Source organism: Wolbachia endosymbiont (group A) of Portevinia maculata, assembly GCF_964028525.1.
In the GTDB taxonomy this organism is placed as follows: Bacteria; Pseudomonadota; Alphaproteobacteria; order Rickettsiales; family Anaplasmataceae; genus Wolbachia.
In genome coordinates this window covers 1,284,667-1,301,218 of sequence record NZ_OZ034786.1, presented here as the reverse complement: position 1 = coordinate 1,301,218, position 16,552 = coordinate 1,284,667, and the positions used below count along the sequence as shown (strand labels likewise).

Genomic DNA, 16,552 nt, shown 5'->3' with positions numbered 1-16,552 from the left:
TAACCTCGTCATCCCGCTACGTATTAGCGGATGAGATACCGCGAATGAATCGCGGTATGACGTAGGATTGCTGTCATCCCACTGCTTGTTAGCAGGATCTATGTGAGATACCGCGGCGGTATGACGGTTCGCGGTGGCATGACGATAACCTCGTCATCCCGCTACGTGTTAGCGGATGAGATACCGCGAATGAATCGCGGTATGACGTAGAAGCTATACTTTTATACTCACCAACTCAGTATCCAATCTGGATCCAAGTGTCAGCTACTTGAATGACACAGTTTTTGCTTAAACCCGTAACGTTCGTACATTTTGCTAAAAGTTCAAATATCAACATCATGCACGTTGAGTGCATTACTATTAATAAAATCACGGCGTGGTTCAACTATATCACCCATTAATATTGAAAATATGGAATCAGCTTCTTCACAATCTCTTATTTCAACCTTCAATAAAGTTCTAGCCTCAGGATTTAACGTAGTATCCCATAGCTGATCAGCATTCATTTCACCAAGACCTTTAAATCTCTGCAGAGTTAAACCTTTTTTACCATAGTCCATTATTATTTTTGCAAGCGTACTTGGAGAAGTGATTTTTATTTCAGTTTCTTGTGACTTTAAAAATGAATCACCATTAAATAAATTACTTATACCATCAAGCAAACTTAATATGTTTTGCATATCTTTGCCTTCAAGCATACTAAGTGCAAATATATATTTGTCTGCCAATCCTTGAAATAATTTAGAGATGTGAATTTCTTTTTCTTCATCCTTTATTTCTACTTCCCAAGTATATTCACTGTACATTAATTTTAAATACTTTAATATCTCATCAGCCGATGATAGAGCATTCTTTTTGCTTAAAATTAGCAATGACTCTAAGAGATTTTGTGGTATTTCTCTATCATAATTTTTGCTAATATTAGAAATGCTAACGCATTTATTCAAAATAAGGCGCAAGTCGTTAAATTCTGTAGCTGTACCACTTAGTGTTAATCTTTTAACTGCTGAGTTTATTATATACTCTTCAAAAGTTTCGTCATCTTTAATATAAGTGTCTTTAGCATTCTTTGTAACTTTATAAAGGGGTGGCTGTGCTATGTATAAGTAGCCTTTTTCAATAACTTCACGCATATGTCTAAAAAAGAAAGTTAGAATCAAAGTTCTTATATGTGAACCATCAACATCTGCATCTGTCATGATGATAATTTTATGATATCTAGCTTTTTCAATATTGAAGTGTTCACTCCCTATTCCAGCACCAATTGCAGTAATTAAAGAGCCTATTTCTGCAGATGAAAAAATACGATCTAAACTTACACGTTCTACGTTTAGAATTTTTCCTCTTAAGGCAAGCACTGCTTGTGTTTTACGATTACGCCCCTGCTTTGCAGTACCACCTGCTGAATTACCCTCTACTATAAATAATTCCGATAACTCAGGGGCTTTTTCCTGGCAATCAGCAAGCTTTCCTGGCAGAGTTGCAATATCAATATTGTTTTTGCTTTTAACTAACTCTCGTGCTTTTCTTGCGGCTTCTCTTCCTTTTGCTGATCTGATTGCTCTTTCTACTATATTTGCTGCCAATTTGGGATCAGTTTCAAGGATTGTGCTCAATTTATCAGAAACTATGCTCTCCACAACTGTACGCGCTTCAGAACTAACTAGTTTATCTTTTGTTTGTGAAGAAAACTTAGGATCAGGCATCTTGAGAGATAAAACACAAGTTAAACCTTCTCTAACGTCCTCTCCAGTTAAATTTACTTTTGCTTTCTTTAAAAACCCTTCATTAGTTGCATAGTTATTGATACATCTAGTTAGTGCAGATCTAAATCCTGCCAAATGCGTACCACCATCTCGTTGCCTTATATTATTCGTGAAGCATAACATATGTTCATAGTAGGAATCATTCCATTCCATCGATATTTCCAAGCTGATGCCAAGATCTTCTGCATCTCCTTTCATACTGGCAATTTTAGTTACATGTGTCTTATTCTTATCTAAGTACCGCACAAAATTCGCTGTACCAAAATTGTCTTTAGATTGATTGCTCTGATTGAAATGAGATTCTGTATATGGTTCATTGCGCAGATCACGTAAAGTAATGTCGATATTTGAATTTAAAAATGCTAATTCTCTTATACGACTTTCAAGCGTTGAGTAACTGAAATTAATGCCATTAAAAGTCTCTGTTGATGGCATGAACGTGACTTTAGTTCCTCTTTTGTTTGTATTTTCGTTGACTACCTTTAAAGGTTCAATAGACTCACCATCTTCAAAGCGCATAAAGTGTTCTTTCTTATTGCGCCAAATAGTTAATTCCAACCAGCTTGATAATGCATTCACAACTGAGATTCCAACACCATGTAATCCCCCAGAAACTTTATAGGTATTACTGTCAAATTTACCACCAGCATGGAGTTGAGTCATTATTACCTCTGCTGCTGATATTCCTTCTTCTTCATGAAGGTCAGTTGGAATGCCACGACCATTATCAGTTACAGATACTGAACCATCTTTATTTATGCTAACTTCAATTTTATCACAATATCCAGCTAAAGATTCATCTATTGCGTTGTCAACAACCTCATATACCATGTGGTGCAAGCCAGATCCATCGTCAGTGTCACCAATGTACATACCTGGACGTTTCCTTACAGCATCAAGACCCCTTAAGATTTTTATTGCATCGGCATTATAACTATTTTCCATTAGATTGCTTCGTTTATGAATGTTAATTAATATTACATCCAGATATACTAGTTAGCAACATTTTTAAACTGATAACCCATGTTAAAAGCACAACTTTACGAATGCTTATTTTTGAAGACAGCAAATAGTGTCATTCCAATGCGTCTTCCATAACTGTACGAACATTCATTTTTGAAGGTAAATTGCACAACAGATGATGTCATTCCTGTCTGGAATCCAGAAATTTTGCTTATAACTGAGCTGATGAGCTAAAGGTAGTTGTCTTACGCTAAAACAAACGTTTTTAATTAAGTTGCATAGAAGCTGGATCCCAGTGTCTGGGCACTGAGATGACACCTCACTGGTGGGAATTGCTCCCAAACTACAACGTTCGTACAGTTGTGTATGTCTTCCCATGGAGATTGCTCTCAAATCATAATGCTCATGCAGTTGCGTGCTCGACTAATTAACAGAAAAATCTATAATTCAGTTTACGTATTTTCTTATCTCAGCCAAAATCTTATCAGATTGACTTTCGTCTGAATTTAAATCAGCTGCAAAGTGTGTAACATATTTTCCTCCAGGGCCAATAAGATATATTATCGAAGAATGGTTGATTTCTTCTTCTCCGTCTACTTTGCTTGCATATACTTTATATTTCGCAACTACTTCGTCTATTTTTTCTCTTTCACCAGTTAACATTTGTATTCTATGGTCAAATTGCTGCTGAAATTCTTTAAGTCTTTCCGTGCTATCGCGCTCAGGATCAACTGTGATGAAGAATGTTTGTAGCTTGTTGTTAGTTTTCTCATCTAACTTTGCAAGTGTTTCTGAAATTATCCCAAGGTTCATAGGACAAATTCTTTTACATGAGGAAAATCCAAAGAAAATCATCATGTATTTATCTTTAAAATCACTACTGCGCAGAATCTGTCCGTCCTGATTAATTAAAGAAAAATCTCCGCCTATCTTAACTTCCGCGTTGTGAATCGCTGCCGGGGCAAATATGCCTTTTTTAGTGAAATAACAATAACCTAAAAAAACAACTGCTAATGCTGCTAGCACATTAGATAACAATCTTATAAACCTTACCATTAGAATGCTCTCAGTAAAATCAAATTGTATCTTTATTGGTTAACCTATTCAATATATTTATCCCAAAGTGTATTGTTAATTTTGTCTAACAGTTTCTTATGTTCATCAATTTCTTCACTATTTGGTGAATGTTCTCTGGGAGTTAGATTACGCACTTTATGCTGAACGAATGTAGAGTTACTGTCCTGATTGCATTCATTATCAAACAGAAAGGTTTGTAACCCTCCTGTAAGTTCAACATATACCTTTGCAAGCAATTGAGCATCAACTAGTGCTCCGTGCAATTCTCTATTCTCTAGCGATATATCAAAACGCTTACATAATGCATTCAAAGAAGCAGGTGATCCTACGAATTTTTTCCTCGCAAGAGGTAATGTATCTAGCACTCTATCTGAGGAAATTAACCCAGCATTCAGCTTGCTCAACTCCATGTTAAGGAACTTAACATCGAATTCAGCGTTGTGAATTACCAAAATATCATTAGATATAAAGTCAAGAAATTCAAGTGCAACATCTGAGAATAATGGTTTATCTTCTAAAAATTCTTCACTAATACCGTGAATCTTAAACGAGTGATAAGGTATATCTCTTTCTGGGTTAAGGTACCGATGGAGTACTTTACCTGTTGGAATACGATTAATTAATTCCACACACCCTATTTCAATAATTCGATGACCAGATCCAGTGTCAAGACCTGTCGTTTCAGTGTCAAGTACTATTTCGCGCAGCTTGCTTTCCATGGTTAACTCTAAATAAAACTAATCTTACTTGTCATTTGTCTTATCGTTATTTGTCTTTTTATAGTTAATAGAAACAAGCAACCAGCTTGGGTCTGATGAATTAACATTTTTTTTGAATTGCCATACATCCTCAACTTTATTAATGGTGGATGTGCTACCTGATATTATATTTTCTGAGCTATCTTTAATAAAGTTAATTTGCTCTGAAAGGAAATATACTGCAATAAACACTGTGTTTTTTACTAGCTTTATTTCTAAAATCTTTTGTGAAACGATAGAAACAATTATAGACTCGTGCACCTCTTTACGATGTTTAATCTTCTCTGCAAAATTATCATATAAGTCTTTATCGAGAAGTGGTTTTAACTGAGACAAATTTCCTTGATTGAAATACTTTATTATTAATTCAAAAGCTATGCTTGAACCTTCTATAAAGTGGGAAATAGAAAAATCTTTGTTTTTTTTTAATATTTGTTCATAAGTAACTTTTATTGAATTTTCATCGTTGCTATCAATGTAACCCTCAATGTTTTCTACTACATCTTCTTTACTTCGGCTTACATCCAACACACTAGTTAGCTTTTTTAGATTGAGATTGGCTGACCTTCCTAAAGAATTATACAAACGTGAAAAAATGAACGCCGCTAATAAAGTATATATTACAAGCTCTATCATAGTAACTCAACTCCTTGGCATATAAAGTATCCGAACATTATTAATTATTAATGAAAATATGTTTTTCATATCAACTTATAATCAGGTTTGCTATTCGTTTGTAAATGAATATATTATATAAGAAAGTATTAAATATCTCAACTTAATTAAAGGAGACGTAAGAAATGCCACAACAAAAAATGAGAATTCACGGTCAATATGTTAAAGATCTATCGTTTGAGAATCCGAATTCGCCATTCCTTTCTTCAAATAAAGCTCCCGATATTAATGTAATGGTTAATATCAATTCAGCGAAATTAGAAGGAATGGAAAACAAAGAAGGAGTAAATGAAGAAAAATCTTTCCATGAAATTACTTTACATATAGAAGTCAGAGCAACGATAAAAGATGAAGGTATAAAAGATGGCGTAGCTTTCATTTGTGAGACAAAATATTGTGGCATTTTTTCAATAGAAAATTTTAAAGAGTTGAGTGAGGAAGAGGTAAGACAAGCTTTGTTTATTGGCGGACCTACTTTTCTTTTCCCTTTTGCAAGAGAAATAATTGCAAGAGTTACAAGTAGTGGTGGATTTCCCCCACTAATGCTAGATCCCATAGATTTTGAAACTATGTACGAGCAGCAAAGTCAACAACAAAGAAGTAACGGTAGTAATTCCAATTTTAACTAATATGATGTAACCTGATGAATAATTCTTTAAACGCAAAAACGACTTTAAACATTGACGGGAAGTCATACAACTATTTTAGCCTAAATAGTGCTAGTGAATTTTTAGGAATAGATGTAACTAAATTGCCCTGCTCACTTAAGGTTCTGCTTGAAAATTTATTGCGCAATGAAGATGGAGTAAACGTAAAGCTGGATGATATAAAAATACTAGCAAGTTGCGTTAATAAACACGCTAATCATGAAATTAGCTACAAGCCAGCAAGGGTGTTGATGCAAGATTTTACAGGGGTTCCTGCTGTCGTCGATTTAGCTTCTATGCGGAGTTATGTCAAGAAAAATGGAGGCGATCCAAGCAGCATAAATCCGTCTGTGCCCGTTGATCTTGTGATCGACCATTCTGTTCAAGTAGATAGTTATGGAAGTGTTTCCGCATTCAGTAAGAATGTTGAGCTAGAAGTAAAAAGAAATTTGGAGAGATATCAATTCTTAAAGTGGGGAGAATCATCCTTCACAAATTTTAGAGTAGTACCGCCAGGTACTGGAATTTGCCACCAAGTGAATCTTGAGTATTTAGCGCAAGTTGTATGTAATAAGGATGGGGTTTTGTATCCTGATACTTTGGTTGGTACGGATAGCCATACTACGATGGTTAACGGGTTATCAGTCCTTGGTTGGGGTGTTGGAGGCATAGAAGCTGAGTCTGTGATGCTTGGTCAACCAATTAGTATGGTGATTCCAGAAGTAGTTGGATTTAAATTAATTGGCAGACTGCCGGAAGGAGTAACTGCGACTGATTTAGTGCTGACGGTTACCAATATCCTAAGAACAAAGGGTGTTGTTGGTACGTTTGTAGAATTTTATGGTGATGGTTTAGATTATTTATCTTTGGCAGATAGGGCAACTATAGCAAACATGGCCCCAGAGTATGGCGCAACTTGTGGATTTTTTCCAATTGATCAGAAAACGCTAGATTATTTAAGCTTAACCGGAAGGCCAGAAAAGCTAGTTGAGGCTTATGCGAAAGAGCAAGGATTGTGGCGTGGCAATAATGAGTTAGCATTTTTTGACATACTAGAGCTTGATTTATCAAGCGTGAAGCCAGTAATGGCTGGTCCCAAAAGACCACAAGATAAGGTTTTTCTTTCACAAGTGGCAGAGTCTTTTTCTAAATCATTTTCAGTTAACGAATTAAAGGAAAGTGATAAGCTTCAAGATGGATGTGTAGTTATTGCAGCAATAACAAGCTGCACTAACACCTCAAATCCAAGTGTAATGATTGCTGCAGGTCTTGTAGCTCGTAATGCAATTAAACTTGGATTAAAATCAAAGCCTTGGGTTAAAACTTCTCTTGCTCCAGGGTCACAAGTTGTAACAGAATATTTAGAAAAGTCTGGATTGCAGGTAGATCTAAATGCTTTGGGTTTTAATCTAGTTGGATATGGTTGCACAACTTGCATTGGGAATTCTGGTCCACTTAATAAAGATATAGAAGATGGCATTAAAAACAAAAATTTAACTGTTGCTGCAGTTTTATCCGGTAATCGTAACTTTGAAGGAAGAATTCATCCGTTAGTCAAAGCTAATTACTTGGCATCTCCTCCACTTGTTGTTGCATATGCACTTGCTGGTACTGTGCAAACTGATTTGACAAAAGATTCAATATGCAAAGATAAGAATGGAAATGATGTCTATCTCAAAGATATATGGCCAACAAACAATGAAATCGAAGATTGTGTTAAAAATGTGGTAACACGTGAGATGTTTATACAAAAGTATAAGGATGTTTTTTCTGGTGATGAACATTGGCGAAAGATAAAGTGTGAAAAAAGTGAAATCTATAATTGGGATGCAAACAGCACTTACATACAAGATCCGCCCTATTTTGATAATTTATCACCTAAAAATAATAAAGATAAAACAATCGATATAAAAGGTGCACAAATATTGGCAATGTTTGGCGATAGCGTAACCACTGATCACATTTCCCCTGCTGGAAATATTGCCTCAAGTAGTCCTGCAGGTATATATTTAAAAAATCTTGGAATTGAGCCACAGGACTTTAATTCGTATGGGTCTCGTCGTGGTAACCACAATGTAATGATGCGTGGGACTTTTGCTAACATTAGAATAAAAAATGAAATGGTAAGCATCGAAGGCGGCTATACAAAATATATTCCTTCTCAAGAAACTATGTCGATTTTTGATGCAGCAATGCGCTACAAGGAAACTCTCATCATTGTGGCAGGAAAGGAGTATGGCACAGGTTCAAGTAGGGATTGGGCAGCAAAAGGTACTTTATTGTTGGGGATTAAAGTTGTAATTGCAGAAAGCTTTGAGCGTATACATAGGTCCAACTTGGTCGGCATGGGTGTTCTTCCACTTATATTCCAAAATGGAATAACCAGAAAGATATTTGATGGTAGTGAGGTAATAAGCATAAAAGGTGAAATAGTGCCAGGTGGAAATCTAGAATGTATCATCAAAAGAAAGGATAATTCAAAGCAATCAATTCAACTCAAATGCTGTGTACAAACCGCAACTGAGATTAAATACTTAATGCATGGCGGAGTGTTAAGCTACATACTTGCACAATCCTTTTAAAGTTATTGCATGGACTTCTTTTAGCCAGCCCTGATCCCTTTATAAATAACAATTTGCTCTGTGCAAAGTTATGATATAATTTTACCTTACATATAGTAAAGGTGTTTTATAAATAATTATGATTACCTCTATACAAGAACCTAACGAATTGAGAAAACGTTTACAAGGATTTTATCGTGCTGATGAGAAAAGTTATGTACGCCGCCTTATAGAAAAAACAGAGCTTTCAGCTGATTCAAAAAGTAGAATTTATAATATTGCAAAACAAGTTATTGAAAAAATCAAACACAATAAATTAAGTATTGTAGATTCCTTTATGCAGCAATACTCGCTTTCCAATGATGAAGGAATAGCATTGATGTGCCTTGCTGAATCGCTACTTAGAATACCAGATGATTATACAATAGACGAAATAATCAAAGATAAAATTGCCAATCAGGAATGGAATAAATATTTAGGGCACTCTTCTTCGTTGTTTGTCAATGCTTCCACATGGAGCTTGATGATAGGTAGCAGTATATTGAGAGATAATGAAGGCGATTCGAAGTTCTATTACGCAATTTCTAAGTTACTTAAGAATTTAGGAGAACCGATCATTCGCAAAGCAGTAAAACAAGCAATGTCTATGCTTGGTAATCATTTTGTTGTTGGAGAAACCACAGAAGAAGCTTTAAGGTATGCAAAACTAGATGACAATAGTAAGTTTTTATACTCTTTTGATATGCTTGGCGAAGCTGCTCACACAGCTGAAGATGCAGAAGAGTATTTTAATTCATACATGCACTCAATAAAAGCTATAGGTGAATCCACTGAAATAAATGATTGTTTTAAATCGCATGGAATTTCAATCAAATTGTCTGCGTTACATCCACGTTATGAATTTGGTCAATTCGATAATATAGCTGAAGAGTTGAGAGCTAAACTGCTAGAGCTTTGTCATGAAGCAAAAAAATACAACATTTCATTATGCATAGATGCAGAAGAAACAGAAAGGCTTGAAATGTCCTTAATCTTGTTTGAACAATTACGGCTTGATGAATCACTTTCTGAGTGGGAAGGGCTTGGCTTGGCTGTACAAGCATATCAAAAACGTGCTTTATCTGTTCTTGACTTTGTAGAGGATGTTGCTATTCGATCAAATCATAAAATTATGGTCAGACTTGTAAAAGGTGCATATTGGGATTCAGAAATCAAGCGTACGCAAGAATTGGGATTAAATGATTACTCAGTATTTACAAGAAAAAGCTATACTGACGTATCTTACCTCGCGTGCGCACAGAAACTTTTGAGTAAACCAAACAGCTTTTACCCATGCTTTGGAACTCATAACGCCTATACTTTTGCTTCTATCATGGAACTTGCTGATAAAAACCACCCTGGATTTGAATTTCAACGCTTACATGGAATGGCAAAAGACTTATATGATTATGCAATGTCAGAGCTTGCAACAAATGTTAGCTGTCGTGTCTACGCACCCGTTGGGGAACATAGTGACTTGTTGCCTTATCTTATAAGATGCCTTCTTGAAAATGGAGCTAATAGTTCATTTGTTAATCAAATAAATGATTCTAACGTTAAAATTGATGAGTTAATTTCAGATCCACTGGAAAAAGCTATAAATTTTAATTATGAACCTCATCCAGGCATTCCGTTACCACAAGATATTTTGGGACCAGAAAGAAAAAATTCTTTGGGAATGGATATTAGTGACTCGGTGATAGTCTCACAATTTGCAGATGATATAAAGAGCTTTAGTGAAAAAAAATGGCAAGTTGGGCCGATAATTGACGGACAGTCACTTTTTGATGATGCCAAATTTACTGAAGTGGTGAATCCTGCACATTTAGAAAATGTAATTGGAGAAGTGTCAAATACAACAAGTGCTCAAGTTTTAAACGCTCTTGAAATAGCACATAATGCTTTTACTGAATGGCAGAATGTTTCAGCAGAAAAGCGCGCTAAATGCCTTGAAAAAGCTGCAGATTTGCTTGAAGAAAGGATGAAAGAGTTGATTTACATTCTGATCGTAGAAGCAGGAAAAATTTTATCTGATGCAATAGCGGAAGTAAGAGAGGCAGTGGATTTCTTACGTTACTACGCAACGATAGCAAAAAATGAACTGAGCGACTGGAAAAAATTGCCAGGTCCAACGGGTGAAGATAACTTCATCTTTTTTGAAGGCAGAGGAGTTTTCCTGTGTATATCACCATGGAATTTTCCACTTGCTATCTTCATTGGGCAGGTTTCAGCTGCACTTGCAGCAGGTAATGCGGTGCTGGCAAAACCGGCAGAGCAAACGCCGATTATTGCCTACGAAGCTGTTAAGATACTACATGAAGCTGGGATACCAAAAAATGTGTTACACCTCATTCCTGGGGATGGTGGATATTTAGGCAAAATATTAGTTCCAGACAATAGAATTGCTGGAGTAGCTTTTACTGGCTCAACACAAACTGCTCAAATAATTAATAAAATGCTTGCGGATAGGGATGGTCCTATTGTACCGCTTATTGCTGAAACAGGAGGGCTCAATGCTATGATTGTTGATAGCTCCGCTCTCTTAGAGCAAGTGACTACAGATGTTGTACTTTCTGCGTTTCGCAGTGCCGGCCAACGCTGTTCTGCACTTAGAGTGCTGTTTATTCAAGAGGACATAGCAGAGAAGCAGATAAAAATGATATGTGGTGCAGCGCAAGAACTCAAGATTGGTGACCCAATACAACTTAGTACTGATATTGGTCCAATAATTGACAAAGCATCTATCGATATGCTAACTCAACATACACAAAAAATGTCAGAGGACGAAGATTCAAATCTGTTATTTAAAGTACCCATGGATACAAATTCTCATAATGGTTATTTCTTTCCTCCATATATTTATGAGATACAAAAAATTTCGCAATTAAAGCAAGAAGTATTTGGTCCTATTTTGCATATCATACGTTTTAACAAGTCACAATTAAATGAAGTTATAAGTGATATAAACAATACAGGATATGGGCTTACATTTTCTTTGCAGAGCCGTATACAAAATCAGATCGATTTAATAAGCAAAAAAATATCAGTTGGAAATGTCTACATCAACCGTAACCAGATAGGTGCAGCAGCTGGGATACAACCATTTGGTGGTAGAGGACTATCTGGCACTGGGCCAAAAGCTGGTGGTCCTCATTATTTACAGCGTTTTTCTACAGAAAAAGTTGTAAGTGTTAACACTACAGCATTCGGTGGTAACACTACACTTATGTGTTTGGATTAATTTGCGGGCCCTAATTTTTCTCCTATCTTACCCCTAAACTAGACGTTCGTGCAGACAGCGCTAAAATCAGAAAAGGACCAGTTCATGCACTAGACTTCTTGCATAACCTAAACTAAGCAGAAAAAAGGTGTCATCCGAGTAGCCCCTTCGGTTTCATCTCAGTGCCTCTATGATGTCATCCCAGTGCCCTGACTACTTGGATCCAGGAAAAAGAATGATGTCATGAAAGTAGCCCCTATGATGTCATTCCAGTGCTCCTTTCTCGTCATCCCAGTAGCCTCCTTTTTTTGTCATCCCAATACCCCCCTCTTGTCATCCCAGTGCCCAGACACTGGGATCTCATTTTACTTTATGATAATGTCATGAAAGTAGCCTCCTTCTTGTATCTTGTCAAAAGCATCTAATGTTTTAAGCTTAAGCATTAGGTGGAGAAGGGAGGAACTCTGTGCTTCTTCTTAGATATAAAATCTGTAGAGGAGATAAGAATTCCCTTCTCAAAAGTATAGGCTGGACGGTATCGTAGAAAGACCTGAATGGTTCTAATTCTGTATTCACAAGACTAGCCTTACTTTTCATTTTTAATGGTAACGTATGGGGTTATATATGATCAACAACTTTTTGGGCATAGATATATCAAAAGATCGCTTTGATGTTTTTCTCTCATTTATAAGCAAAAAAGGAAAGCGTGAAACTAGAAAAAGAAGCTTTAAGAACGATGGTTTCAAAGTCTACTGAATTTTCTACACAAACATAATGTAGAAAAAGTAAAAACCTGCATGGAATCTACTGGTTGTTATAGCGAAGCACTGGCTGAATTTCTACACAATGCTGGACATTTTGTAAGTGTTGTAAATCCTTATTGCATAAAATCTTATGCAAGGAGTAAGCTGATACGACAAAAGAATGATCAGACCGATGCAGAAGTTATTGCTGATTATTGCCAAAGACAGGAACCTTCTAGTTGGACACCACCTTCTCCTGAAATGAAAAAATTAAAACATCTTTATCGTTGCTCAGTTGCGTTAAAAGATGAGTTAACATTAGTAAATAACCACTTAGAAAAAAAAGAGAGACTGCCTAAAGAAGTTGCAAATGCTTGGGAAGACCTTGCAATGAATATAGCTCAAAAAATAGAAACAATAAAAAACTCCGTACGTGAACTATTAAATCAACACAAAGAATTGTTGGAAAATTTTCAACTTCTATTGACTATTCCAGGCATAGGAGAAGAATCAGCAATAGCTATTTTAGCTGAAGTTTCTGATATAGAGGTTTTTAGAGATGCCAGGCAATTGGCAGCATATACAGGAGTTATACCACGAAATATGACGTCAGGTTCCTCTGTATATGCCAAACCCAGATTAAGTAAATCCGGTTCACAAACATTACGTAAGGCACTTTTCTTTCCTGCCATAGTAGCTAAGAATCACAATCCTATCATTATGAGCTTTTGCCAAAGATTAAAGGAAAAGGGTAAGCATAATATGGCCATCGTTGGTGCTGCAATGCGTAAGCTACTCCATATCATTTTCGGTATTCTGACATCCAAAAGTGCTTTTGATCCTAACCATATCAAAAACTACAGGGCTAGGAGGTTGACTGAAGGTTTAGTACTTTAAAATCAAAAATGCTTCCTATCTATCTTATGTAAAGTGGTATCTTACACAAATTTATTGAATGTTGTTGGTTAGTGGATATGTTGATAAGTAAACTTCATCTGTTTTGTGCGTATAAAACTAATTTACTTATCAACATATCCACTAACTATAATCTGTGTACTGTTACACAATTGGAAGTATTTTTTGATTTTATGATGCAACTTGGGAAATTTTTATAATTTTTTTGTTGACTAACAAGACGGTATCTCCTCTTTCTTTGAGGTCATTTAGCACTCCCAACCAGAAGTTAGCTCCTTCACTTTCAGCCAAATAAAAACCTAATACTTCTTTTTTGCCATTTTGATCTATGCCTAATATGTTATACATGCATTTACTTACGCAATGCCCGTCCTCTTTGACTTTAAAAAACCATGAAAACTATCGGATATACAGACTGCAGCGGGCGACTACGCCATTCGTTGATTACTGGTAGCAATTTGTCAGTAATACTTGATATCTCTGCCACCGATATTTTGTGATCATAAATTTCCTCAACATGTGACACTATATCTCTATAGCCCATACCACTGGCAAATGTGCTCAAAATCTTCGTTTCAAGCTCTGGATGTAAGTTTGTTTGCCTTTTTTTGACTATTTGTGGTTCGAAACTTCCTTCCCTATCTCTTGGCGTCAAAAGCTCAAATGACCCTGCGCTTGTACGTAAAGTCTTTGCATTCCTCCCATTTCTTCGATTATTCTCTTCGCTTTCAGCCGACAAGTGGTTTTCTATTTCACCTTCCAGGCTTACCTCCAGCAACTTTTTTATAAACGGTGTTAATGCTCCATCTCTTCCTGTCAACGGTCTTCCTTCTCGTATAGACGACAGGATATTTGTTTCTAATTCTTTATAATCTACCAAACCGGTAGTTCTGTTTACTACTTTCTGACTCATTGTCAAATCTCCATTTTTTTATATCAATTTATTACTTTTTTTTCGGTTTGACACAGTTTATTTAACACTCCCTTCACTAAGGTTATCTTGAATGTTCTAACTTGTATTTTTCTATGGAAGGCATTTTTATTGAGTGAGCAAGTGTCTTTCTAATATTGAATTCCTCATTTTTTTCATTTCGTTGCAGTAAGTTAATGTTATTTATTTTATTTACTAAATCTTTCCCTTTCTCCAGAGTCTTTAAATCACTTTCGTTAATGTGATGTTCATTGTAAAATTCTGCAACAATTTCTTTTCTTTTCGGGTGAGTATTTAAAAATTCCGACACCTGATGTTTAGCAACAGCTTGAATAAATTTCTTATTAAATCTTGAATCGTTATATAGATTTTCCAAACTTTTGTCATAATGTTTTGCTTCGTTTATAGTGAGTTTTATTATCTCTTCTATACCACTTAGAAGTTCCCTATACAATTTGTCATATCTATTGCCTGACACATGTGTAGCGAATGTTTGTTCAATGTATTTTGTTATGTAATTTTGCAGTGTGTTGTCTATTGTGCTTATGTTCATCAACCTACCTCAATGTTATATTAACTATTTTACATGTAGAAAGGTTAATATTGAGTTAATAGGGTACTTCTGAAGTCAAATTTTACTGAAAATTATAGTATTTAATATATAATTGTTAGCATGAAATAAAAACATAAATAAAATGGATCTTGTAACAAAAGTGAAGCTCAAGATAAAGATGAATAAGGGCAAAATCATAAATATACTTGTCATTTGTGGTGTAATTTTTTTCATATACCTTATTCATGAGCCAGTTGTAGATATGGTAGAAAAAATTATAAGTAAAATAAAAGGTCTCTTTTAAAAATAGAAAAAGTGAACTTTTTCCATCATCCAAACTTGAACCTGGAAAATTTAGTTAATGCATAAACTACTTATGTTGGCTATGAGTTCAACTGTATAAAATTCCGGTAAATTAAAATAAGTATTCATAAAAATATTGTTTTCTATAAACAGAGTATCTATAATACTAGCTTTGGGGTAAAGTACTGCAGAGGAATTTTTTAATCTGGTTGTTGGCGTCACTGTTTTATGCGTACCAATATATATTACGCGTAATTCCAAACATAATTGCGCCTGGATTGATAATAAAATTTAACATAAGTATTACAGATGTTGGCCAGTTTGGTGGGTTATACTATGTAGGCTATACGCTAGCTCATATACCTGTTGGTCTTTTCCTTGATAGATTTGGGCCAAAATTTGTTTTGCCTGCTTGTATTGTTTTAACATTTACCGGAACATTACCGCTTATATGTTTTGATGAGTGGTATTATTCAATACTTGGCAGAATAGTCGTTGGAATTGGGTCGTCCGCTTCAGCAATTGGGCTTTTTAAAGTTGCAAGCATGTATTTTGCGCAAGAAAAATCAGCAAGAATGGCTAGTTTATCCATAATTATAGGAACTTTGGGGGGGATATGTGGCGGATTACCGTTAGACTTCTTACTCAATAAATTTGGCTGGAATTATGTTATCTATACCTTCTCAGCATTCGGGTGTTTACTTGCTCTGTTACTGTTCTTAGTAACGCCTGAAAGCAATGCTCAACAGGAAAAAGTTAGCATTAGAGACTTGAAAAACATACTTTTCAACAAGCATATTATTCTAATTAGCTTTTTTGGTGGACTCATGGTCGGTCCAATGCAAGGTTTTGCTGATGGTTGGGCGAAAGCATTCTTTTTTGAAGTATATGAAATGAATGAAGGCTTGGCATCTTCTCTCTCTTCCGTAATATTGATAGGAATGTTAACAGGATCATTCTCTTTGGCTTATTTATTGGAAAAGTATAAAAATAAGCATTATGAAGTAATAATTTCATGCTCATTTGCAATGATCGCCGGTTTTCTATTACTTTTTACTCAGATTGGTGGCTTGTATGTTGTATTACCTACGCTTTTTATTATCGGCTTTGCATCTGGATATCAAGTAGTTACAATTTATAAAGCACTAAGTTATGTAAATAATAACTTAGTAGGCTTAGCTACAGCTGTGTCAAACATGATAGTCATGGGTTTTGGCTATTTTTTTCACACTGGAATCGCAAAAATAATAAATTTGTGTTGGGATAGAACAGTAATACAAGGAAATCCTGTGTATAGTGCTGAATTGCTGATAAAAGCAACATCTATTATTCCTGTATGTTTGCTAATAGCTGTTTTTGGGCTCTTATGGTTAAAAAAGCAGGATAAGTAGTCTTAAAATT

General features: G+C 35.4%; 10 protein-coding genes and 2 pseudogenes. 5 read left to right on the top strand and 7 right to left on the bottom strand.

Going from position 1 to position 16,552, the window contains the following annotated elements; translation table 11 throughout:
• Nucleotides 1-323: 323 nt before the first annotated feature.
• The 5 genes from gyrB to ABWU36_RS06355 all read right to left on the bottom strand — a co-directional run bounded on the left by gyrB (nt 324) and on the right by ABWU36_RS06355 (nt 5,200).
• Complete coding sequence (gyrB, locus tag ABWU36_RS06375; RefSeq protein WP_353273182.1) at nt 324-2,711, bottom strand: DNA topoisomerase (ATP-hydrolyzing) subunit B; 2,388 nt, start codon at nt 2,709-2,711, stop codon at nt 324-326.
• A gap of 165 nt (nt 2,712-2,876) precedes the next feature.
• Nucleotides 2,877-3,107 (bottom strand): hypothetical protein, encoded by a 231-nt coding sequence (locus ABWU36_RS06370; protein WP_264688326.1) that lies wholly within the window; start codon nt 3,105-3,107, stop codon nt 2,877-2,879.
• Between the two features lie 69 nt (nt 3,108-3,176).
• Nucleotides 3,177-3,785 carry an SCO family protein gene (locus ABWU36_RS06365; RefSeq protein ID WP_253309508.1) on the bottom strand — a complete coding sequence of 203 codons (609 nt, stop codon included), beginning with the start codon at nt 3,783-3,785 and terminating at the stop codon, nt 3,177-3,179.
• Between the two features lie 44 nt (nt 3,786-3,829).
• Entirely contained in the window at nt 3,830-4,525 is a 696-nt protein-coding gene (gene dnaQ, locus ABWU36_RS06360) for a DNA polymerase III subunit epsilon (RefSeq protein WP_253309507.1), read from the bottom strand.
• A gap of 24 nt (nt 4,526-4,549) precedes the next feature.
• The gene (locus ABWU36_RS06355) at nt 4,550-5,200 is read right to left on the bottom strand and encodes a Tim44/TimA family putative adaptor protein (RefSeq protein ID WP_264688327.1); all 651 of its coding nucleotides are present in this window, start codon (nt 5,198-5,200) and stop codon (nt 4,550-4,552) included.
• Between the two features lie 164 nt (nt 5,201-5,364).
• Here ABWU36_RS06355 and secB point away from each other — a divergent pair, with 164 nt between their 5' ends.
• The 4 genes and pseudogenes from secB (at nt 5,365) to ABWU36_RS06335 (ending at nt 13,346) form a co-directional block, all read left to right on the top strand.
• Nucleotides 5,365-5,868, top strand: a complete 504-nt coding sequence (gene secB / locus ABWU36_RS06350; protein ID WP_253309505.1) for a protein-export chaperone SecB — start codon at nt 5,365-5,367, stop codon at nt 5,866-5,868.
• Between the two features lie 14 nt (nt 5,869-5,882).
• Nucleotides 5,883-8,468 (top strand): aconitate hydratase AcnA, encoded by a 2,586-nt coding sequence (acnA, locus tag ABWU36_RS06345; protein WP_353273181.1) that lies wholly within the window; start codon nt 5,883-5,885, stop codon nt 8,466-8,468.
• A gap of 118 nt (nt 8,469-8,586) precedes the next feature.
• Nucleotides 8,587-11,727, top strand: coding sequence for a bifunctional proline dehydrogenase/L-glutamate gamma-semialdehyde dehydrogenase PutA (gene putA, locus ABWU36_RS06340; protein ID WP_353273180.1), 3,141 nt, complete (start codon nt 8,587-8,589; stop codon nt 11,725-11,727).
• Nucleotides 11,728-12,330: 603 nt separating this feature from the next.
• Nucleotides 12,331-13,346 (top strand): annotated as a pseudogene (locus tag ABWU36_RS06335) (IS110 family transposase).
• 228 nt (nt 13,347-13,574) lie between these two features.
• Here ABWU36_RS06335 and ABWU36_RS06330 read toward each other — a convergent pair.
• Together ABWU36_RS06330 and ABWU36_RS06325 are read right to left on the bottom strand one after the other, a co-directional pair.
• Nucleotides 13,575-14,277, bottom strand: a pseudogene (locus ABWU36_RS06330) (transposase); the annotation flags it as partial.
• Between the two features lie 82 nt (nt 14,278-14,359).
• Entirely contained in the window at nt 14,360-14,848 is a 489-nt protein-coding gene (locus ABWU36_RS06325; protein WP_253309502.1) for a hypothetical protein, read from the bottom strand.
• A 488-nt stretch (nt 14,849-15,336) separates the two neighbouring features.
• On the opposite strand from ABWU36_RS06325, the gene ABWU36_RS06320 reads away from it, so the two are divergent.
• The gene (locus ABWU36_RS06320) at nt 15,337-16,542 is read left to right on the top strand and encodes an MFS transporter (protein WP_353273224.1); all 1,206 of its coding nucleotides are present in this window, start codon (nt 15,337-15,339) and stop codon (nt 16,540-16,542) included.
• The last annotated feature ends 10 nt before the right edge of the window (nt 16,543-16,552 follow it).

Coding starts and splice junctions, on each gene's coding strand:
- gyrB (WP_353273182.1), bottom strand. CDS start 2,711: ATGGAAAATAGTTATAATGCCGATGCAATAAAAATCTTAAGGGGTCTT.
- ABWU36_RS06370 (WP_264688326.1), bottom strand. CDS start 3,107: ATGGGAAGACATACACAACTGTACGAACGTTGTAGTTTGGGAGCAATT.
- ABWU36_RS06365 (WP_253309508.1), bottom strand. CDS start 3,785: ATGGTAAGGTTTATAAGATTGTTATCTAATGTGCTAGCAGCATTAGCA.
- dnaQ (WP_253309507.1), bottom strand. CDS start 4,525: ATGGAAAGCAAGCTGCGCGAAATAGTACTTGACACTGAAACGACAGGT.
- ABWU36_RS06355 (WP_264688327.1), bottom strand. CDS start 5,200: ATGATAGAGCTTGTAATATATACTTTATTAGCGGCGTTCATTTTTTCA.
- secB (WP_253309505.1), top strand. CDS start 5,365: ATGCCACAACAAAAAATGAGAATTCACGGTCAATATGTTAAAGATCTA.
- acnA (WP_353273181.1), top strand. CDS start 5,883: ATGAATAATTCTTTAAACGCAAAAACGACTTTAAACATTGACGGGAAG.
- putA (WP_353273180.1), top strand. CDS start 8,587: ATGATTACCTCTATACAAGAACCTAACGAATTGAGAAAACGTTTACAA.
- ABWU36_RS06325 (WP_253309502.1), bottom strand. CDS start 14,848: ATGAACATAAGCACAATAGACAACACACTGCAAAATTACATAACAAAA.